21 protein-coding genes are annotated in these 18,454 nt (G+C 72.5%); 7 read left to right on the forward strand and 14 right to left on the reverse strand.

Annotated elements, in window-relative coordinates; translation table 11 throughout:
• Position 1: 1 nt before the first annotated feature.
• Positions 2-379 (reverse strand): GntR family transcriptional regulator, encoded by a 378-nt coding sequence (locus ACQBJO_RS01795; protein WP_421008104.1) that lies wholly within the window; start codon positions 377-379, stop codon positions 2-4.
• Complete coding sequence (locus tag ACQBJO_RS01800) at positions 376-1,299, reverse strand: hypothetical protein (RefSeq protein WP_421008105.1); 924 nt, start codon at positions 1,297-1,299, stop codon at positions 376-378. The genes ACQBJO_RS01795 and ACQBJO_RS01800 overlap by 4 nt, the downstream gene beginning before the upstream one ends.
• Positions 1,300-1,442: 143 nt before the next feature.
• Between ACQBJO_RS01800 and ACQBJO_RS01805 the strand changes: the two genes are divergently transcribed.
• Entirely contained in the window at positions 1,443-2,780 is a 1,338-nt protein-coding gene (locus ACQBJO_RS01805) for an MFS transporter (RefSeq protein WP_421008106.1), read from the forward strand.
• 13 nt (positions 2,781-2,793) lie between these two features.
• Here the strand turns inward: ACQBJO_RS01805 and ACQBJO_RS01810 are convergent, their stop codons facing one another.
• Positions 2,794-3,954: an acyl-CoA dehydrogenase family protein gene (locus ACQBJO_RS01810; protein ID WP_421008107.1), complete on the reverse strand. Its 1,161-nt coding sequence runs from the start codon at positions 3,952-3,954 to the stop codon at positions 2,794-2,796.
• 64 nt (positions 3,955-4,018) lie between these two features.
• Here ACQBJO_RS01810 and ACQBJO_RS01815 point away from each other — a divergent pair, with 64 nt between their 5' ends.
• Positions 4,019-5,155, forward strand: a complete 1,137-nt coding sequence (locus ACQBJO_RS01815) for an LCP family protein (protein WP_421008108.1) — start codon at positions 4,019-4,021, stop codon at positions 5,153-5,155.
• On the opposite strand, the gene ACQBJO_RS01820 is transcribed toward ACQBJO_RS01815, so the two are convergent.
• From ACQBJO_RS01820 to ACQBJO_RS01850, 7 genes are all read right to left on the reverse strand, one after another.
• Complete coding sequence (locus ACQBJO_RS01820) at positions 5,148-6,218, reverse strand: sulfate/molybdate ABC transporter ATP-binding protein (RefSeq protein ID WP_421008109.1); 1,071 nt, start codon at positions 6,216-6,218, stop codon at positions 5,148-5,150. The two genes, ACQBJO_RS01815 and ACQBJO_RS01820, sit on opposite strands and share 8 nt — an antisense overlap.
• A complete protein-coding gene (locus ACQBJO_RS01825) occupies positions 6,215-6,991 on the reverse strand; it encodes an ABC transporter permease (protein WP_421008110.1) in 777 nt (258 codons plus the stop codon). The genes ACQBJO_RS01820 and ACQBJO_RS01825 overlap by 4 nt, the downstream gene beginning before the upstream one ends.
• Positions 6,988-7,749: a molybdate ABC transporter substrate-binding protein gene (gene modA, locus ACQBJO_RS01830; protein WP_421008111.1), complete on the reverse strand. Its 762-nt coding sequence runs from the start codon at positions 7,747-7,749 to the stop codon at positions 6,988-6,990. Before modA ends, ACQBJO_RS01825 begins: the two co-directional genes overlap by 4 nt.
• A complete protein-coding gene (locus ACQBJO_RS01835; protein ID WP_255185163.1) occupies positions 7,746-8,147 on the reverse strand; it encodes a TOBE domain-containing protein in 402 nt (133 codons plus the stop codon). The genes modA and ACQBJO_RS01835 overlap by 4 nt, the downstream gene beginning before the upstream one ends.
• Positions 8,148-8,219: 72 nt before the next feature.
• Positions 8,220-9,038, reverse strand: coding sequence for an SGNH/GDSL hydrolase family protein (locus tag ACQBJO_RS01840; RefSeq protein ID WP_255185164.1), 819 nt, complete (start codon positions 9,036-9,038; stop codon positions 8,220-8,222).
• Positions 9,035-9,712, reverse strand: a complete 678-nt coding sequence (locus tag ACQBJO_RS01845) for a uracil-DNA glycosylase (RefSeq protein ID WP_421008112.1) — start codon at positions 9,710-9,712, stop codon at positions 9,035-9,037. The genes ACQBJO_RS01840 and ACQBJO_RS01845 overlap by 4 nt, the downstream gene beginning before the upstream one ends.
• Before the next feature lie 67 nt (positions 9,713-9,779).
• Positions 9,780-10,043 carry a three-helix bundle dimerization domain-containing protein gene (locus ACQBJO_RS01850; protein ID WP_255185166.1) on the reverse strand — a complete coding sequence of 88 codons (264 nt, stop codon included), beginning with the start codon at positions 10,041-10,043 and terminating at the stop codon, positions 9,780-9,782.
• A 78-nt stretch (positions 10,044-10,121) separates the two neighbouring features.
• Between ACQBJO_RS01850 and ACQBJO_RS01855 the strand changes: the two genes are divergently transcribed.
• Entirely contained in the window at positions 10,122-11,480 is a 1,359-nt protein-coding gene (locus ACQBJO_RS01855) for a pyridoxal phosphate-dependent decarboxylase family protein (protein WP_421008113.1), read from the forward strand.
• 18 nt (positions 11,481-11,498) lie between these two features.
• Here the strand turns inward: ACQBJO_RS01855 and ACQBJO_RS01860 are convergent, their stop codons facing one another.
• Positions 11,499-11,813, reverse strand: a complete 315-nt coding sequence (locus ACQBJO_RS01860; protein ID WP_255185167.1) for a hypothetical protein — start codon at positions 11,811-11,813, stop codon at positions 11,499-11,501.
• Between the two features lie 227 nt (positions 11,814-12,040).
• On the opposite strand from ACQBJO_RS01860, the gene ACQBJO_RS01865 reads away from it, so the two are divergent.
• Positions 12,041-12,340, forward strand: a complete 300-nt coding sequence (locus tag ACQBJO_RS01865) for a DUF3263 domain-containing protein (protein WP_094078806.1) — start codon at positions 12,041-12,043, stop codon at positions 12,338-12,340.
• Positions 12,341-12,486: 146 nt separating this feature from the next.
• Here the strand turns inward: ACQBJO_RS01865 and ACQBJO_RS01870 are convergent, their stop codons facing one another.
• Positions 12,487-13,050, reverse strand: coding sequence for a hypothetical protein (locus ACQBJO_RS01870; protein ID WP_421008114.1), 564 nt, complete (start codon positions 13,048-13,050; stop codon positions 12,487-12,489).
• Between the two features lie 105 nt (positions 13,051-13,155).
• Here ACQBJO_RS01870 and ACQBJO_RS01875 point away from each other — a divergent pair, with 105 nt between their 5' ends.
• Positions 13,156-13,602, forward strand: coding sequence for a hypothetical protein (locus tag ACQBJO_RS01875; protein WP_421008115.1), 447 nt, complete (start codon positions 13,156-13,158; stop codon positions 13,600-13,602).
• 9 nt (positions 13,603-13,611) lie between these two features.
• Here ACQBJO_RS01875 and ACQBJO_RS01880 read toward each other — a convergent pair whose 3' ends face one another.
• Both ACQBJO_RS01880 and ACQBJO_RS01885 read right to left on the reverse strand, forming a co-directional pair.
• A complete protein-coding gene (locus ACQBJO_RS01880) occupies positions 13,612-14,187 on the reverse strand; it encodes a hypothetical protein (protein ID WP_421008116.1) in 576 nt (191 codons plus the stop codon).
• Between the two features lie 90 nt (positions 14,188-14,277).
• Positions 14,278-14,742 carry a hypothetical protein gene (locus ACQBJO_RS01885; protein WP_421008117.1) on the reverse strand — a complete coding sequence of 155 codons (465 nt, stop codon included), beginning with the start codon at positions 14,740-14,742 and terminating at the stop codon, positions 14,278-14,280.
• 222 nt (positions 14,743-14,964) lie between these two features.
• On the opposite strand from ACQBJO_RS01885, the gene groL reads away from it, so the two are divergent.
• Both groL and ACQBJO_RS01895 read left to right on the forward strand, forming a co-directional pair.
• On the forward strand, positions 14,965-16,599 hold the full coding sequence (gene groL, locus ACQBJO_RS01890) for a chaperonin GroEL (RefSeq protein ID WP_255185173.1): 1,635 nt from the start codon (positions 14,965-14,967) through the stop codon (positions 16,597-16,599).
• 104 nt (positions 16,600-16,703) lie between these two features.
• Positions 16,704-18,359 carry an alkaline phosphatase D family protein gene (locus tag ACQBJO_RS01895; RefSeq protein WP_421008118.1) on the forward strand — a complete coding sequence of 552 codons (1,656 nt, stop codon included), beginning with the start codon at positions 16,704-16,706 and terminating at the stop codon, positions 18,357-18,359.
• Positions 18,360-18,454: the final 95 nt, after the last annotated feature.

Genomic DNA, 18,454 nt, shown 5'->3' on the forward strand with positions numbered 1-18,454 from the left:
GTCAGTGGCGGCGCGAGACGATCTCGACGACCTGCATGGCGCGGTCGGGCCCCGCGCCCAGCGCCTTGGCCCGGGCGAGGTACTCGCGGGCGGCGTCCTCGAGCAGCGACGTCGCGGCCGCGCTCGCGGAGCTCGGCCGGTCGGCCACCCGGGTGCCGCCCCCGCGCCGGGTGACGACGAGCCCGGCGGACTCGAGCTCCCGATAGGCGCGCGCGACCGTGCCGGTCGCCAGGCCGAGGTCACCGGCGAGCTGGCGCACGGACGGCAGGCGCTCGCCCGTGACGAGCTGGCCGGTCTCGATGAGCAGGGTCAGCTGGCGGCGCACCTGCTCGAAGGGGGGAGTCGGGTCGACGAGGTCGATCGTCACGACGTCGCTCACAGCGGCACCCCCACGGGCGAGCGGTCGGAGCTGCCCGGAGGCGGCGCCTGACCCGGCCGCAGGCGCGGCCCAGTGCACAGCGCGGCGAAGGTCCCGATCGCAGCCACCGCCGACACGAGCGCACCTGCGCCGAAGGTGAGCTGGAGGGCTCGCGTCGAAGAGGTCGTGCAGCTGCCGCCGGAGTGCGCAGCGGTCATGAGCAGCAGCAGCGGCACGAGGGTCGCCCAGCACACGAGCGCGACGGCGAGCAGCACCGACCGCGTCGACCAGCGCCGCACGGCGTCGTCGACGTCGGCCCCCTCGGCCCCCTGGGCGGGGCGGGCGGCGATCGTGCGGCAGGTGACCGCGGCGGCCACCAGGCCGACGAGCAGGGCGGCGGCGATCGGGATGGCGTAGTAGCTGCCGGGCCACGGGGTGCGGATCGTCGTGACGTCCCCGCACACCGTCGTCAGCGCGCGCCCGGCCCGGCCGAGGTCGTCAGGCGAGCCCATGACCGTGCCGACGACGAGGGTCGTGGCGAGCGCGGCGACCGCGATCGTCGCGAGGGCGAGCGGGCCGGCGCCGATGTGGTCGCGCACCCGTCGGGGTCGGGCCAGCGCGGTGCGGGTGAGGGTCGTCTGCCGCGGGCTGCGCAGCTCGCCGACGCACATGACCAGGATCAGGGCCATGCCGCCGACCGCCGGTGCGAGGGCGGCGACCCGCCCCAGCGAGACGCCGGCCAGGGCGAAGAGCGCGACCGTCGTGACCAGCGCGAGGACGACGGCCCAGGCGAACCACCGGGTCGAGCGGCGGTGCAGGTACACCACGGCCGCGTGCTCCGGTGCCGTGAGCGGGGTGCGCGAGCGGGCGAGCAGCCACACGAGGAGCGCGACGGCGAGCACCGCCAGGAGGACGAAGGGGAGGACGAGCACGCTGGCCATGGCCGGCTCCTTGTGTCAGGTGAGTGTGACAAGACGAGAGTCCTCCTCCCTTCGCCTTGTGTCAAGTGCATGTGACAAGTCGTCGTGCGCCGACCCGTGGACGCGATTGCCTGCATGGCGCACGGATTCGTATCATCTATCCAGTGACCGGTCCCCGACAGTTGCACTCCATCGGCCGACGACGCGCCTACGCCATCTGGGGTGCCGCCCTGGCGGTCTACGTCCTCGCGGTCTTCCACCGCACCTCGCTCGGCGTCGCGGGCCTGCTCGCCGCCGACCGGTTCGGGATCAACGCCAGCCAGCTCGCGACCTTCACCGTCCTCCAGCTCGCGGTCTACGCGGCGATGCAGGTGCCGGTCGGGGTGGCGCTCGACCGCTTCGGCTCGCGCGCCCTGATCATCAGCGGGCTCGTGTGCATGACCATCGGGCAGCTGTGGTTCGCCGTCGCCGACAGCTTCGCCATGGGCCTGGGGGCCCGCGCCCTCGTCGGCGCCGGCGACGCGATGGTCTTCACCGCCGTCCTGCGGCTCGTCGCGGTGTGGTTCCTCGTGCGACAGGCGCCGGTCATCACCCAGATCACCGGCATGATCGGCCAGATGGGCGCCGTCGCCGCGGCGGTGCCGCTGAGCGCCGCCCTGCACGACCTCGGCTGGACCCGCACCTATGCGCTCGCCGCCTCGCTCGGCGTCATCCTCCTGCTCAGCGCCTTCGCGATCATCAAGGACTCGCCCTACGAGCGCGGCGAGGTCGAGCGGATCAAGCTGCGCGCCCTGCGGCACAGCCTCACCGAGGTCTGGCGCGACCCCGGCACCCGGCTCGGGCTGTCGGTCCACTTCACCTCGCAGTTCGCCCCGACGGTCTTCACCCTGCTGTGGGGGTACCCCTTCCTCGTGTCGGGGCAGGGCCTGTCGCCGACGACCGCCTCGACGCTGCTCACCCTGATGACCTTCGTCGCGCTCGTCGCCGGCCCGACGATCGGCCGCTGGACCGGACGCAACCCCTACTACCGCTCGGTCGTCGCCCTCGGTGTCGTCGGCGCCATCGCGATCGTCTGGGCGGTCGTCCTTGCCCTGCCCGACCGTGCGCCGCTGTGGCTGCTCGTCGTGCTCGTCGCCGTCACCGCGGTGGGCGGCCCCGGGTCGATGATCGCCTTCGACCTCGCCCGCACCTTCCACCGCAACGACCGCCTCGGGCGTGCCTCCGGCGTGGTCAACATGGGCGGTTTCATCGCCTCGCTCGTGACGATGGCGCTCATCGGTCTCGTCCTCGACCGGCTGGCTCCCAGCGGCCCCGACACCTACACCCTCGACGACTTCCGCATCGCGATGAGCGTGCAGTTCCTGCTGTGGGGCTTCGGCGCGGCGATGATCCTGCGCTACCGCCGGTTGAGCCTGCGGCGGGTCGCCGACGCCGGCGCGATGGAGGCCCTGCGTCGGGGTGAGGCGCTGCTCCCGGGCATCTCCCGGGACCACGAGGACTGACGGACGAAGGGGGTCAGAGCCCGGCGAGCAGCTGGCGCGAGATGACCAGCCGCTGGATCTGGTTGGTCCCCTCGAAGATCTGGGTCACCTTCGCCTCGCGGAAGTAGCGCTCGACGGGGAAGTCCTGGGTGAAGCCGGCGCCGCCGAGGACCTGGATCGCCTCGGTCGTCACCCGCATCGCCGCGTCGGTCGCGACGAGCTTGGCCACCGCCGCCTCCTTGCCGAAGGCCCGCCCGGCGTCGCGCAGCCGCGCCGCGTGCAGGTAGGTCGCCCGGGCGCTCGTCACGGCGGCCTCCATGTCGGCGAGGAGGAAGGCCAGGCCCTGGTTGCTCGCGATGGTCCGGCCGAACTGCTCGCGCTCGCTCGCGTAGCGGGCCGCGACGTCGAGGGCCGCCTGCCCCAGACCCGTCGCCACCGCGGCGATGCCCAGGCGTCCGGCGTCGAGCCCGGCGAGCGCCATCGGCACCCCGCGCCCGAGCTCGCCGACCTGGCGGTCACCGCTCACCGGCACGTCCTCGAAGATCACCTCGCGCACGGTGTCGCCGTGCAGGCCCATCTTCTTCTCGGGGGTGCCGAAGGACAGCCCCTCGGCATCGGCCGGCACGACGAAGCAGCTGACCCCGCGGCCGCCGTCGTCGCTCGTGCGGGCGAAGGTCGTGTAGTAGTCGGCGTGACCGGCGTGCGAGATCCACGCCTTGCGCCCGCGGATGCGCCAGTCGTCGCCGTCGGGGGTCGCCCGCGTCGTCATCGCGCCGATGTCGGAGCCGGCGAGCGGCTCCGAGAGGGCATAGGCGCCGAGGGTCTCGCCGGAGAGCATGTCGGGCAGCAGGGCCTGCTGCTGTTCCGGAGTGCCGTAGGTGTGCACGGCATAGGCCGTCAGCGAGTGGACCGAGACGCCGACCGCGACCGCAGCCCAGGCCGAGGCGATCTCCTCGACGACCTGCAGGTAGACCTCGTAGGGCTGTCCACCGCCACCGAGCTCCTCGGGATAGGGCAGCGAGAGCAACCCCGCCCGCCCGAGTGTGCGGAAGACCTCCCGCGGGAAGAGCTCCTCCGTCGCCGCGCGCGCCTCGACCTCGTCCACCTGCGGTCGCAGGGTCTTGTCGCAGATCGCCCGGGTGAGCTCGATGAGATCGTCACCGATGTCCGTGGGCATGAGCCTCGTTGCTGCCATGGGCATCACTGTAGGTGCGGCATCGCTGCCGGCGCCCCTCCGGTGGGCCACCTACGGTGGAGGGGTGAGACCTCCCTTCGCCCGCACCGCAGCGACGACGACCGCCATCGCGCTGGCCCTGGCCGCCTGCTCCGCCGACGAGACCTCGAGCCCCACCTCGTCGTCGTCCACCTCCTCTGCCGCGACGTCCTCGCAGCCGACGACGTCGTCGAGCAGCACCACCGCCCCGGCACCTCGCGTCACCGGTGCCCCGGCCTCGCTGACCGCGGCGGTCGCGAAGAAGTACGGCAGGAGCCCGCTGCGCGGCAAGGCCTCGCTCGGCACCTGGCGCGGCGCGAAGGTCGCGGTGGTCACCGCCGGCGACGACGCGACCTTCGCCGTGCGGCCCAAGGGCCGGCAGGGGTGGAAGGTCGTCGGCGGCTGGTGGCCCAGCCTCGGTGCGACCCGCGGCAAGGCCGACGTCGGGGGCAGCCGTCACGTCCTCGTCATCGGCTCCGACGCCCGCGAGGGTCAGGACGTGGAGCACTCGCGGGCCGACGCGATCCAGCTCCTCGGGGTCGACGGGGTCGGCGGCGCCGGCCTCATGGGCTTCGCCCGCGACCTGTGGGTGCCGATCCCCGGCCACGGCGAGGGCAAGCTCAACTCCTCGATGGTCTTCGCCGGCCCGAGCGGGCAGACGGAGTCGGTGAGCAGCGTGAGCGGCATCGACGCCGACGGCTACGTCGTCACCGGCTTCGACGGCTTCAAGGCCATCGTCGACGACCTCGGCGGGCTGAACTTCATGGCGCCGAAGGCGATGGACTCGCACCTGAGCGGTGGCCAGGTCAAGAAGGGCTACAACCACCTCGACGGCATGGAGGCCCTCGCCTGGTCGCGCGAGCGCAAGACCCTGCCCGGTGGCGACTTCGACCGCTCGCGCAACCAGGGCCTGCTCCTGGCCTCGGCGGCGATCCAGGCGCGCCTGCGCGGGCCGGGCGCCCTGCCCGAGGCGCTCACGGTCATCGACGAGCACGCGAGCAGCAACCTCTCGGCGGAGGAGATGCTCCTCTTCACCGCGGCCTTCTTCCGGGTCAACCCCACGCAGGTCGGGCACGCCGTGGCGAAGGGGCCGACGGGCATGCAGTCGGGCCAGTCGATCGTGCGTCTCGACGAGGACTCCCGGCGGGCCTTCCGCGACTTCCGCGACGGTCGCCTCAGCTGATCGGCGCGGCGTGCGCCGGGTGCACCCGCACCTGCGTCGCCTTGAGCGAGACCCACACCGGGTCGCCCGGCCGCAGCGGCACGTCGGTCAGGGCGGCGGGCGTGACCTCCGCTCCCATGACGAAGGGGGAGTCCAGCCGGACCCGCACGCGGCCGGCGTGGGTCTCCACCCGCGCGACCCGGCCACGCCAGACATTGCGCGGCGACCCCTCGGGCCGGGTGCGGTGCAGCGAGAGCGCGTCGGGGGCGAAGGACACCCAGCAGTCACCCGTGAGGTCGTGCGGTCCGGTCGCGATCTCGACCGGGGCGCCCGTCTCCTCGTGGGCCACGGCCCCGCCGCCGGCGACCGCCCGGGCGCGCACGAGGTTGACCCCGGCGAGCCCGGCGGTGAATCCGCTGCGCGGACGCGCCAGGACCTCGCGCACCGGGCCGTGCTCGACCGGGTCGCCGAGCACCGTGAGCGTGTCCCGCGGTCCGTCGCACACGGTGAGCACGTCGAGCACGTCGTGGGTGACGAGCACGACGACGAGGTCGGTGCGCTCGTGCGTGACATCGGCGAGGACGGCGCGCATCGCCGGGGTCGCCTCGACGTCGAGGGCGGCGAGCGGCTCGTCGAGCAGCAGGGCCGCCGGCTCGGCGGCCAGGGCGCGGGCCAGGGCGACGCGGGCGGCCTGTCCGCCGGAGAGCTGGCTCGGGCGACGGTCGGCGAAGGGGGTCATGCCGACGACGTCGAGCCAGTGGTCGGCGGCCACCCGGGCCTCACGGCGGCCGCGGCCGAGGCTGCGCGGGCCGAAGGCGACGTTGTCGCGCACGCCGAGGTGGGGGAAGAGCTGCCCGGCCTGGCTGAGCAGCACGACCCGGCGCCGGTGCGGGGGCAACGCGTCGAGCACCCGGCCGTCGAGGACGACCCGGCTCTCGTCCGCCCGAGCCAGACCGGCGACGACCGACAGCAGCGAGGACTTGCCGGCGCCGTTGGGCCCGGCGACGGCATGCCGACCCGGCGGCAGCTCGAGGTCGACGTCGAGCCCGCGCTGCGCCCACCGGGCGCGCACCTGCAGACTCATCGCGCCCCCTTCGTCGTCCGGGCGTAGACCGCACCGACGATGACGGTGGCGAGCACGACGAGGACGAGCGACAGCGCGATCGCCGCGTCCTGGTCGGTCTCGCGCTGCAGGTAGATCTCGAGCGGCAGGGTGCGGGTGCGGCCCTGGGCCGACCCGGCGAAGGTCAGCGTCGCGCCGAACTCGCCGAGGGCACGGGCGAAGGCGAGGACGGACCCCGATAACAGGCCGGGACCGACGAGCGGCAGGGTGACTCGGGTGAGGCGCCGCCACGGGCTGGCCCCGAGGGTCGCGGCCGCCTCCTCCTGCCGGGGGTCGAGGCCGCGGACGGCACCTTCGAGCGAGAGGACGAGGAAGGGGAGGGCGACGAAGGTCTGCGCGAGGACGACAGCGGTCGTCGTGTAGGAGATCGTGATGCCGGCGGCGACGAGGTGCTCGCCGAGGAGCCCGCGGCGACCGAAGGTCGTCAGCAGTGCGAGGCCGCCGACGACCGGGGGCAGGACGAGCGGGACGAGCACGAGGGCCCGCAGCACGGACTGGCCGGGCCAGCGGCCCCGGGCGAGCAGGATCGCCAGCGGCGCCCCGAGGAGCAGGCACAGCGCGGTGGCGGCCAGTGCGGTGCGGAGCGAGAGCAGCAGGGCGTCGACGGACGCGTCGGAGGTCAGCAGCGGCCAGAGCCGGCCGGGGTCGACGGAGGCGAGCAGCCCGAGCAGCGGGACGACGACGACGAGGACGGCTCCCGCCGCGGGAACCCACAGCCAGCCAGGTGGCCTCACGGGGCGCCGAAGCCCTTGTCCTGCAGGACCTTCTGCCCCTCCGGGCCGAGGACGTAGTCGACGAAGTCGGCGGCGACGTCGGGGGAGGCCGCATCCGTGAGTGCGCCGATCGGGTAGCGGTTGACGACCTTGTCCGCCCCCTTCGTCTGCACCGCCTCGACGTCGTCGCCCGCGCCGGTGGCGTCGGTGACGTAGACGAGCCCGGCGTCGGCCTCGCCGGTGCTCACCTTGGTGAGCACGTCGGTGACCTTCGACTCCTCGCTCGCCGGGTCGAGGGTGACGTCCTGCTGCTCGGTGAGCGTCTTCGTCGCGGCACCGCAGGGCACCTGCTCGGCGCAGACGACGACCGCGAGGTCCGGGTCGGCGAGGTCCTCCAGGCCGGTGATCTGCTTCGGGTTGCCCGGCTCGGTGACGATGGTCAGCACATTGGTCGCGAAGACCTGCGGGTCGTCGACGGCGTCCTTGACCTTGTCCATGTTGGCCTCGTCGGCGGAGGCGAAGACGTCGAGCTGCGCGCCGCCCTCGATCTGCGTCGCGAGGTCGGAGGAGCCGGCGAACTGGAGGTCCACGGTAACCCCCTCGTGGGTCGCCTCGAAGTCCGTGGCGATCTCCTCGAAGGCATCGGTCAGCGAGGCGGCAGCGGCGACGTGCAGGGTCGTCTCGCCGTCGTCCGACGCGTCGGAGGCGTCGGAGCCGCAGGCGGCGAGGGCCAGGGCGAGCACGGCGACGGACGAGGTGGCGGCGAGGCGGCGGATCACGAGGGGGTCCCGGGGGTGGCGATGACGACATTGGTCGACTTGATCGAGGCGACCGCGACGACGCCCGGCTCGAGGCCCAGCTCGTCGGCGGCCTCGCGCGACATGAGCGAGACGATGCGGAAGGGCCCGGCCTGCAGGCTCACCTGCGCCATGACGCCGTCGCGCAGGACCTCGGTGACGATGCCGCGCATGCGGTTGCGCGCGGACTCGTCGCGCACCGTGCCGATGGCCGGTGGTTGCGCGATCTCCTGGGCGAGGCGGGCCAGGTCGGTCCCGTCGACGAGGGTGACGCCGTCCCCCTTCGTCGCCGCGAGGCGCCCACCGTCGATCCAGCGCCGGACCGTGTCGGAGGAGACGGCGAGCAGCTCGGCCGCCTCGGACACCCGCATCTGCGTCATGAGGGGGACGATATCAGCGCATCTGCGGCTCAAACGCTGCAAGACCCTAGGGTCTTGCAGGGTTCGGCACGGTCAGTCGGTGGGCAGGTCCTGCGGGCCGAAGGGGGTCGGCTCGCCGATCTTCGCCGTCACCGAGTCGCCGGAGGAGCGGCCGGTCAGGCGACGCTGCACCCACGGGCCGGCGTAGCCGACCGCCCACCTGGCCTGCTCGGCACGCCGCTGCGCGGCCGGGACCGGGGGCGCCGCGGGCAGCCGCTCGTCCCAGCCCTCCCGGGCGCCGAGGCCGAGCGCCGCGAGGGCTGCCTGGGTGAGCCGCTTGTGCCCCTCGGTGCTCGGGTGGATGCGGTCCTCGCCCCACATGCGCGCATCGCGCATCGACTGCATGCCCCACAGGCCGAGGACGTGCGCGCCGTGCCGGGAGGCGATCGTGTAGAGGTTGGCCGTGTGCACCGCGTGCCGGGTGCGCAGCGCGGAGAAGAGGCCGGCGCCCCGCGGGTCGGTCGGCGTCGCGAGCAGCACGTCGGCGCCGGTGGCGCGGATCCGCTCGACGGCCGACTCGAGCCGCCCGGCGATGTCGTCGAGGTCGACCCGCGGCCGCAGGATGTCGTTGCCGCCGCCGACGATCGACACGAGGTCGGGGGCCATCGTCAGCGCCTGCTCGAGCTGGCGGCCGACGACGTCGTCGAGCTTGCGCCCGCGGATCGCGAGGTTGGCGTAGTGCAGCTCCTCGCCGCCGGTGCGGCCGGCGAGCTCGGCCGCGAGCCGGTCGGCCCAGCCGAGGAAGCGGCCCTCGTGCCGGGGGTCGACGTCGACCATGCCCTCGGTGAAGGAGTCGCCGATCGCGACGTAGCGGCGCCAGGGGTGCTCGGCGGGGGTGGTCGGGTCGGTCACGGCAGGCTCCAGTCGATCGGATCGGCGCCCTGGCGGGTGAGCAGCTCGTTGGTCCGGCTGAAGGGCCGGGAGCCGAAGAACCCGTGGCGGGCGGACAGGGGAGAGGGATGGGCGCTCTCGATGCGCGGCACCTCGCCGAGCGCGGGGGCGAGGTTGCGGGCCTGACGGCCCCAGAGGATCGCGACGAGCGGACCGCCGCGGGCGGCGAGGACCTCGATGGCGCGGTCGGTGACGGCCTCCCAGCCGCGGCCTTGGTGGCTCGCCGGCGCTCCGGGCCGGACGGTGAGGCAGCGGTTGAGCAGCATGACGCCCTGTCGGGCCCACGGGCTCAGGTCGCCATTGCTCGGCTGGGGCAGGCCGAGGTCGTCGACGAGCTCACGGTGGATGTTGGTCAGCGAGCGCGGCAGCGGCCGCACGTCGGGCGCGACGGCGAAGGAGAGCCCGATCGCGTGCCCGGGCGTCGGGTAGGGGTCCTGGCCGACGACGAGGACGCGCACCTCCTCGAGCGGGATGGTGAAGGCGCGCAGCACGTGCTCGCCCGCGGGCAGGTAGCCGTGGCCCTGCGCGACCTCCTCGCGCAGGTAGTCGCCCAGCGCGGCGATCGTCGGAGCCACCGGCTCGAGGGCCTGTGCCCACGAGGGGTGGACGAGCTCGGTCAGCGGTCGCGTGGGCACGCCCCCAACGTACGACGATCCCCCCGGCGCAGGGGTGCCGGGGGGATCGTCGCGGTGCGAAGGGGGATCAGCAGGTGGCGGTCGTCGGCGGCAGGGGCGCGCCGGCGAGGTCGTGCAGCTCGATGCGCACGGCGTGCTCGATGAGCGGCGCAAGGAACTCGGGGTGCGCGTTGGTCGGCTCGATGCGCTCTCGTGCCGAGGCGACCATGGCCTCGATGCGTTCGCAGGCCACCTGGGGGTAGCGCACGCACAGGTCCGTCGCGATGTGGGCGACGGCGTGATCGACGTTGATCGTGAACATGTGGGCCTCCTGGTGGGCCGGGTGAACCATGCGGTCTGCTTTGGTGAACACAAGGTTAACAGAAGGTGGACGAACGACGGGAGCCGGTGTCGGGCCTACAGTTCACGCGTGCACGGATTCGCTGACGACAACATGTCCCTCGCCGAGCTGGCGCAGACGGTCCTCGACTACTCGCGCGAGCGGCTCGAGCTCGACCCGGTGCCGCTCGACCGCACCCTGACGCCGGCCGAGCTGCAGGAGCAGGCGGGGCAGACGATCACCAGCGAGGGCATCGGCGGCCAGCAGGCGATGGACCTCTTCACCGAGGTGCTCGCGCCGGCCTGCCTGTCGGTCGACCATCCGCGCTACCTGTCCTTCATCCCGTGCGCCCCCACCGAGGCGGCCGCGATGTTCGACCTCGTCGTCGGCGCCAGCTCGATCTACGCCGGCTCGTGGCTCGAGGGCTCGGGTGCGGTCTATGCCGAGAACCAGGCGCTGCGCTGGATCGCCGACCTCGTCGGTCTCCCCGAGTCGGCCGGCGGGGTCTTCGTGCCCGGCGGCACGATCGGCAACCTCTCGGCCCTCGTCGCCGCCCGGACCGAGGCGCGCCGCACGGCCGCGCCGGGGCAGCGGCCCTTCCGCGTGGCGACGACCCACGGTGCGCACTCCTCGATCCAGTCGGCCTGCGACGTGATGGACGCCGAGCTGAGCGCCGTGGAGCCCGACGAGCGCGGCCGGCTCACGGGGGAGCGACTGCGCGAGGTGCTCCTGGCCAACGGCCCCGAGACCTACTTCGCCGTCGTCGCGACCGCCGGCACGACGAACTTCGGCATCGTCGACGACCTCGAGTCGGTGGCGCAGGTCTGCCGCGAGCTCGGCATCTGGCTGCACGTCGACGGTGCCTACGGCGGCGCCGGTCTCGCGGCGCCCTCGGTGCGCCACCTCTACGCGGGCATCGAGCACTGCGACAGCTTCATCGTCGACCCGCACAAGTGGCTCTTCGCCCCCTTCGACTGCTGCGCGCTCATCTACCGCAACCCCGCGGCGGCCCGCAATGCCCACACCCAGCACGCCGGTTATCTCGACGTGCTCACCGAGGCCACCGACTGGAACCCCACCGACTACTCCGTCGGCCTGACCCGCCGGGCCCGGGGGCTGCCCTTCTGGTTCTCCCTCGCCACCCACGGGACGCAGGCCTACAGCGACTCGGTGGAGCAGACGCTGTCGGTCGCCGCCTTCGCCGAGGCCGAGATCGCCCGCCGCGACGACCTCGAGCTCGTCGGCGAGCGATTCCTGTCCGTCGTCGTCTTCCGGCGTCGCGGCTGGACGACCGCCGACTACCAGGCGTGGTCCGACCGCATGCTCGACGAGGAGTTCGCCTTCGTCGTGCCGACCAACCACGACGGCGAGACCCTCGCACGATTTGCCGTCGTCAACCCGCAGACGACGACGGAGGACATCGTCGCGATCCTCGACTCCATGCGCTGAGGATCGCGACGAGGTGTCTCACTCCTCGAAGCCGGCGTTGCCCCGACAGGTGTAGCGCGGCGCCTCGGCGGCCAGAGCGTCCTTGAGTCCGAAGGCGACGAACTGGCCGTAGCTCTGCGTGCCGTGGCCGAGGAAGTCGTCGTCGAAGCCGGGCGGGTTGCCCTCGATCTCGTCGGGGGTGTCGAGCCCGGAGAAGGCGCAGATCGAGCGCGCCTTGTGCTCCGTGATCGGCGTCGGCTTGCCGTTGCCGGTGACCTCGCCGGCGGATGCGGCGCTCGCGCTGCCGACGAGCAGCCCGGCTGCCATGACGCAGCCGATGATCGTCCTCTTCATGGTGCTTCCTTCCCGCAGGGATGGCGCTCGGGCCCCCGCTCCCGGGCTGGCGACCCCGTTGTCGCCACCGCAAAAATTTACTCTTCCCTGACCATTGGGGTTCGGCCGTGCGCCGAGCGGTCCATCCTGTGACGGATGGGGCGAAGGGGGCGTGAGTGACCCCCTTCGTCCGGCCTGTCCAGCCGACACGCCGGGAGGAATGACAGGCGTGTGATTACGCCGGTACAGTGCGACGCGTGAACCTCGCAGACCAGACCGCCGCGCCGACCCCCTCGGTCCCGCTCTCGGACCGCGACCGCGAGATCCTCGCCTTCGAGCGCCAGTGGTGGAAGTACGCCGGCTCCAAGGAGCAGGCGATCAAGGAGCTCTTCGACATGAGCTCCACGCGCTACTACCAGGTGCTCAACGCGCTCATCAACAACCCCGCGGCGCTCTCCGAGGACCCGATGCTCATCAAGCGGCTGCGCCGACTGCGCGACCAGCGCCAGCGCACCCGCAGCGCCCGCCGCCTCGGCTTCGAGGTCTGAGCGCCCGCCCCAGATCACAGATCGGTCTCGGATTCAGGTCCGGGCCAACCGGAGCCGCCCCGGCCACGTCTGACTCCACGAGAGGGACGCCGAGGGCGGCTCCGGTGCGCAGGGGGTACCGGAGCCGCCCTCGGGCGTGCGGGCGATCAGACGCTCGTCGCGGTCCACCGGCCGATGCGCGTGCCGCCACCGACATCGAGCGGGCGCCCCTCGAGGCGCCCGTAGCCCCAGGCTGCGGCGTCACGCACCTCGACCGACTGGTCCCTGCCGTCGGTGATGATGATCTGGCGGTCTCCGGAGGCGACGAGCCGGACCTCCAGGTCGAGCGGCACCCGCGCCCAGGCGCCGGCCGTCACGGTCGTGTCGACGACGGCGATGTGCCCGTTGGACCCCACCCGCGTCCCGGCCGGGTCGAAGGTGACCGGCAGGTCGAGGCGCGGGGTGCACCGCCCGGAGGTCCACGTCGGCGTCACCGTGGCACCGCGGGGGCAGTACCAGGAGCGCAGCCGACCCCTCTGGCCGTCGACGCTCTCGACGAGCTGCAGGCGGTGCCGGTTGCCCGGCACTCGGTCGATGGCTCCGGGCGCCACGGCGGTCAGGCGGACGAGGTCGCCAGTCGTCGTGGTCGCGGCTCCTGCCGCCGGTGCGCTGGTCAGGGCGGCAGCCAGGGTCAGTGCCGTCGTGGCGACGGACGCGGCGATGCGGGTCATGGCGTCTCCTCGGGGAGGCGGCCGCCCGACGCGGCCGCTCACCGCTTGGACGGGCGAAGGGGGCGTCCGGTTCCGTCGTCGCGCTGAGGCAACCCGCGACGGGCCGTGTGCGTCGGTGGAGGTGAGGGCCCGTCGCAGGGGCGGGCCCGTTACCACGCGACCTATCTGGGCAAGGCCGCCGGACTGCGGGGCAATGTCCACGAGATGTCGCTCGAGAGCGAGGGCGTCATCAACTACGTGCACAGCTACTTCTGCCCCGCGGGTCAGGACCCGAGGTACACCTCCGGCTGCACGCTGCGTGACCAGCGGATGATCCTGCCCGAGAAGAGCCCGCTGACCTTCCGCGTCAGCTCGACCGGGCTCTCGGCGAAGGTCGTCGGACGGGCTCGGGCCGTCAACCTGGACTCGCACGTCACCCGCGACCTCGCCGTGGACCTCACGCTCAAGGGGTCGCCGTGGACCGGCGTCAACCACGGCATCACGCGTGCCGACGGCACCTTCGCCGGGGTCTCCCGCGACATCGAGCCCGGGGGCTTCATCACCCTCCGGTGACCGTGGTGGTCAGCGGGTCGCCTCGATCCGGTGGATGAAGGAGTCCTCGCGGGTGTTCCAGCGGACCTTCGCCCCGTCGACGCGCCCGCTGACGGTCGCGTGCGTCTGGCGTAGCCGGGTGCCGCCGACCCACTCTCCGGTCCAGGCCCGGCCATCGGCACGCAGGACCAGGTCGGAGGGGAAGGTGCGGCCGGCGCCCTCGAGCGGTCCGTCGACGACGGCCGAGCGCATCGTCGAGCTCACCCGGTAGTCGCTGCGGTCGTGGTCGAGGTAGACCGTGCTGCGGAAGACGCAGCGCGACGAGACCCACCGCGTGTTGACCGTCGCCCCGCTCGGGCAGAAGTAGGAGACGATCTTGCGCTTGCCCCGCGGCCACTGGACGCCCTCGGCGTCGGTCTCGAAGATCAGCCGGTGCTGGTTGCCGCGGACCTGGCTCATCGGGCCGTCGAGCATGACCTGCACGTCGACGTGCTCCTCGATGACGTCGCCGTCGGCCGAGGTCGTCGCCTCGGCGCTCGCGCCTGCAAGCGTCAGGCCGATGGCGGCGGCCAGGGTCGGGATGGTGAGGGTGGCTGTGCGTCGCATGGTGAACCCCTTCGTCGATGAGGAGTCGTCGGTGTGACGAGCCTCACAGCGTAGGACGCGTGGGGCGCCTCGACGGTTGCGTGCAGTCGCTCAGGTGCGCGGGTGCAGCCCCTCGAAGCCGGCGCGCATCTGCCCGTCGGCGTCGGAGCCGACCGGGTCGTCGAGGTCGGCGACGAAGACGGCGACGAGCGCGCGGGCGGGGTTGTCGCCCGCCTCGGTGAGCAGGCCCTGCCAGGCGGCGAGGTTGGGGTGCTCGACCTCGGCGCACGCCTGCGCCGGCGCGAGCCCGTCGACAGCGGCCTGCAGCTGCTCGGCCGAGACGTCGAGCGTGGCCGTGCTGCCGTCGTGGCGCAGCACCGATGCGAGCACGACGGCGGCCAGGCCGTGGCTGCCCCCGGGGAGGTTGACGTGGGGGAACTGCACCTCCGGGTCGCTGCTCGCCGGCGTGATGCCGACGGCCCAGGCAACCGGCGGGGTCCAGCCGTCGATGCGCTCGGCGAGGTGGGCCTTGATCGCGGCGAGGCCGGTGGGCGTGCTCCAGTCGAGATCGCTCATGGCTCCACTGTGCCAAGCCGTCGGGGGCGAAGGGGAGGATCGTTTGCACTCGCAGGGGGAGAGTGCCAATAATGGGCCTTAGCACTCTCCTCGTGAGAGTGACAGTCCTGACCGGTCAGGTGAGGGGCGCGATCGCACGGTGACGTGAGCCGGGTGGTCGCACTCCGTCCGTCGCGGGCACCCCCGGTCGCACCCTTCGATTCGCGTGGAGGAACCACCCGAATGGCAAAGCTCATTGCTTTTGACGAGGAGGCCCGTCGCGGCCTCGAGCGGGGCATGAACACCCTCGCCGACGCCGTCAAGGTCACCCTCGGCCCCAAGGGCCGCAATGTCGTCCTGGAGAAGAAGTGGGGCGCCCCCACGATCACCAACGACGGCGTGTCCATCGCCAAGGAGATCGAGCTCGACGACCCCTACGAGAAGATCGGGGCCGAGCTCGTCAAGGAGGTCGCCAAGAAGACCGACGACGTCGCCGGTGACGGCACGACGACGGCGACCGTCCTCGCCCAGGCACTCGTGCGCGAGGGCCTGCGCAATGTCGCGGCCGGCGCCAACCCGATGGCCCTCAAGCGCGGTATTGAGGCCGCCGTCGCTGCAGTTTCCAGCGAGCTGCTCGCGATGGCCAAGGAGATCGAGACCAAGGAGCAGATCGCTGCCACGGCCTCCATCTCCGCCGCTGACCAGGAGATCGGCGCCAAGATCGCCGAGGCCATGGACAAGGTCGGCAAGGAAGGCGTCATCACCGTCGAGGAGAGCAACACCTTCGGGCTCGAGCTCGAGCTCACCGAGGGCATGCGCTTCGACAAGGGCTACATCTCCGGCTACTTCGTCACCGACACCGAGCGCATGGAGACCGTGCTCGAGGACCCCTACGTCCTCATCGCCAACTCCAAGATCGGCTCGATCAAGGACCTCCTGCCCGTCCTCGAGAAGGTCATGCAGGCCGGCAAGCCGCTGCTGATCATCGCCGAGGACCTCGAGGGCGAGGCCCTGTCGACGCTCGTCGTCAACAAGCTCAAGGGCACCTTCAAGTCCGTCGCCGTCAAGGCCCCGGGCTTCGGTGACCGCCGCAAGGCCATGCTGGCCGACATCGCCATCCTCACCGGTGGCCAGGTCATCTCCGAGGAGGTCGGCCTCTCCCTCGAGACCGCCGAGCTCGACCTGCTCGGCCGCGCTCGCAAGGTCGTCGTCACCAAGGACGAGACGACCATCGTCGAGGGCGCGGGCGACCAGGACCAGATCGCCGGCCGCGTCAACCAGATCAAGGCCGAGATCGAGAACTCCGACTCGGACTACGACCGCGAGAAGCTCCAGGAGCGCCTCGCCAAGCTCGCCGGCGGCGTCGCCGTCATCCGCGCGGGTGCGGCCACCGAGGTCGAGCTCAAGGAGCGCAAGCACCGCATCGAGGACGCCGTGCGCAATGCCAAGGCTGCCGTCGAGGAGGGCATCGTCGCCGGTGGTGGCGTCGCGCTCCTGCAGGCGACCAAGGCCGCCTTCGACAAGCTCTCGCTCGAGGGCGACGAGGCGACCGGTGCCAACATCGTGCGCGTCGCCGCGGGTGCGCCGCTCAAGCAGATCGCGGCCAACGCAGGCCTCAACGGCGGCGTCGTCACCGAGAAGGTCGAGAACCTGCCCGCGGGCGAGGGCCTCAACGCCGCGACCGGTGAGTACGTCGACATGATCGCCCAGGGCATCATCGACCCGGCCAAGGTCACGCGCAGCGCGCTGCAGAACGCCGCCTCCATCGCGGCGCTCTTCCTCACCACCGAGGCCGTCGTCGCCGACAAGCCGGAGAAGGCCGCCCCGGCCATGCCCGGTGGCGACGACATGGGTGGCATGGGCGGCATGGGCTTCTGAGCCCGCCCCCGCACCACCTGCACCACGCGCGAAGGGCGGTTCCCCGGTCACCGGGGGGCCGCCCTTCGGCGTGCTCACAGGTGGACGGGAGAAGATGGCCGGCGATGACCAGCACCAGCCCCCTCGTCCTCGGTCCCCTCCTGCGCTTCGTCGGTGAGCACGACGCCTCCGTCTGGGTGGAGACCGCCGCTCCCGCGCGGGTGACCGTCGCGGCCGACGGCCGCGCGTGGCACGCCGCGAGCTTCGTCGTCGAGGGCCACCACTACGCCCTCGTCCTGCTCGACGGCCTCGAGCCCGGCCGCACCTATGACTACACGGTGAGCGTCGACGACGAGCAGGTGTGGCCGCCGGCCGGCTCCGACCTGCCGCCATCGAGCATCGCGACGCTCGATCACGCGCGTCCGACGCTGCTCGCCTTCGGCTCCTGCCGCACGAGCGTCCCGCACGACGCGGAGCACCACGCGAGCCACGGGGTCGACGCGCTGCGCACCTTCGCCCTGTCCCTGGCGAAGGGGGAGTCCCACCGACCCGACGTCCTCGCCCTCCTCGGCGACCAGGTCTACGCCGACGAGACGAGCCCGGAGATGCACGACTTCATCGCCTCGCGGCGCGACATCGAGGAGCCGCCCGGCGAGGAGATCAAGGACTACGCGGAGTACGCGCACCTCTACCAGCTGGCGTGGAGCGACCCGGCGATCCGGTGGATCCTCTCGGTCGTGCCGAGCGCGATGATCTTCGACGACCACGACATCCGCGACGACTGGAACACCTCGTGGTCGTGGCACCAGGAGATCAGCCGGACCCCGTGGTGGCACGAGCGCCTCGTCGCCGGCCTGACGAGCTACTGGGTGCACCAGCACATCGGCAACCTCGCGCCGGAGGAGCTGGCGCAGGACGAGATCTGGGCCCGGCTCGATGGTGCCGGACCGGGCGAGGTCGACCTGACCGCCCCCCTTCGTGCCCTCGCGGAGCGGGTCGACCGGCAGCCGGAGACCTACCGCTGGAGCTACACCCGGGCCCTCGGCGGCTCGCGGCTGATCATGCTCGACTCCCGCGCCGCGCGGGTCCTCGAGCCGGAGCGCCGCTCGATGCTCGACGACGACGAGCTCGCGTGGCTCGACCAGCAGATGACCGGCGACGTCGACCACCTCTTCGTCGGCACCTCGCTGCCCTTCCTCCTGCCGCCCGGTCTCCACGATGCCGAGGCGATCAGCGAGTCCTTCGCCGGACCGGACCGGTCGCAGCCGGTGCACCGCGCGACCGAGGCCCTGCGCCAGGTCGTCGACCTCGAGCACTGGGGTGCCTTCCAGTCCGGCTTCACCGAGGTCTTCGACCTCGTCATGTCGGTCGCCCGCGGCGAGCGCGGCACCGCGCCCGGCACGATCACCTTCCTCTCCGGCGACGTCCACCACTCCTACGTCGCCGAGGTGAGCGACCCGGCGAGCCACGGCGCGCGCAGCCGCATCGTGCAGGCGGTGTGCAGCCCGATCCGCAACCCCATGCCCCGCGCGCTGCGCGTGCTCATGTCGCAGATGGCCAAGGGGCTCGTCCGCCCGATGCGCTGGCTCGCGGCCCGGACCGACGGCGTGCCCGAGCTGCGCTACCCGTGGGAGCTCACCGAGGGACCGTGGTTCGACAACAACCTCGCGATGGCCCAGGTGCAGGACGGTCGGCTGACGATGCGCTGGGTCACCGGTGACGTCGTCGACGGCGACGACGCCCACCCGCGCCTGCGGGTGGTCTCCACCGTCGAGATCTGAGGCGGGCCCGCGCCCGGCACCGGGGGGATACCCCAGTGACCGGTCGCCGAGCCCGACCCTAGATTGGTCCGCGGACATCCACGACGGACGAGAGC

It is taken from the genome of Janibacter zhangyanbonis, assembly GCF_050507325.1.
GTDB lineage: Bacteria > Actinomycetota > Actinomycetes > Actinomycetales > Dermatophilaceae > Janibacter.

Excerpts from the sequence above, each read along its gene's own strand:
- ACQBJO_RS01800 (WP_421008105.1), bottom strand. The coding sequence starts at position 1,299 with ATGGCCAGCGTGCTCGTCCTCCCCTTCGTCCTCCTGGCGGTGCTCGCC.
- ACQBJO_RS01810 (WP_421008107.1), bottom strand. The coding sequence starts at position 3,954 with ATGGCAGCAACGAGGCTCATGCCCACGGACATCGGTGACGATCTCATC.
- ACQBJO_RS01820 (WP_421008109.1), bottom strand. The coding sequence starts at position 6,218 with ATGAGTCTGCAGGTGCGCGCCCGGTGGGCGCAGCGCGGGCTCGACGTC.
- ACQBJO_RS01835 (WP_255185163.1), bottom strand. The coding sequence starts at position 8,147 with ATGACGCAGATGCGGGTGTCCGAGGCGGCCGAGCTGCTCGCCGTCTCC.
- ACQBJO_RS01850 (WP_255185166.1), bottom strand. The coding sequence starts at position 10,043 with ATGGTTCACCCGGCCCACCAGGAGGCCCACATGTTCACGATCAACGTC.
- ACQBJO_RS01860 (WP_255185167.1), bottom strand. The coding sequence starts at position 11,813 with ATGAAGAGGACGATCATCGGCTGCGTCATGGCAGCCGGGCTGCTCGTC.
- ACQBJO_RS01870 (WP_421008114.1), bottom strand. The coding sequence starts at position 13,050 with ATGACCCGCATCGCCGCGTCCGTCGCCACGACGGCACTGACCCTGGCT.
- ACQBJO_RS01880 (WP_421008116.1), bottom strand. The coding sequence starts at position 14,187 with ATGCGACGCACAGCCACCCTCACCATCCCGACCCTGGCCGCCGCCATC.
- ACQBJO_RS01885 (WP_421008117.1), bottom strand. The coding sequence starts at position 14,742 with ATGAGCGATCTCGACTGGAGCACGCCCACCGGCCTCGCCGCGATCAAG.
- groL (WP_255185173.1), top strand. The coding sequence starts at position 14,965 with ATGGCAAAGCTCATTGCTTTTGACGAGGAGGCCCGTCGCGGCCTCGAG.
- ACQBJO_RS01895 (WP_421008118.1), top strand. The coding sequence starts at position 16,704 with ATGACCAGCACCAGCCCCCTCGTCCTCGGTCCCCTCCTGCGCTTCGTC.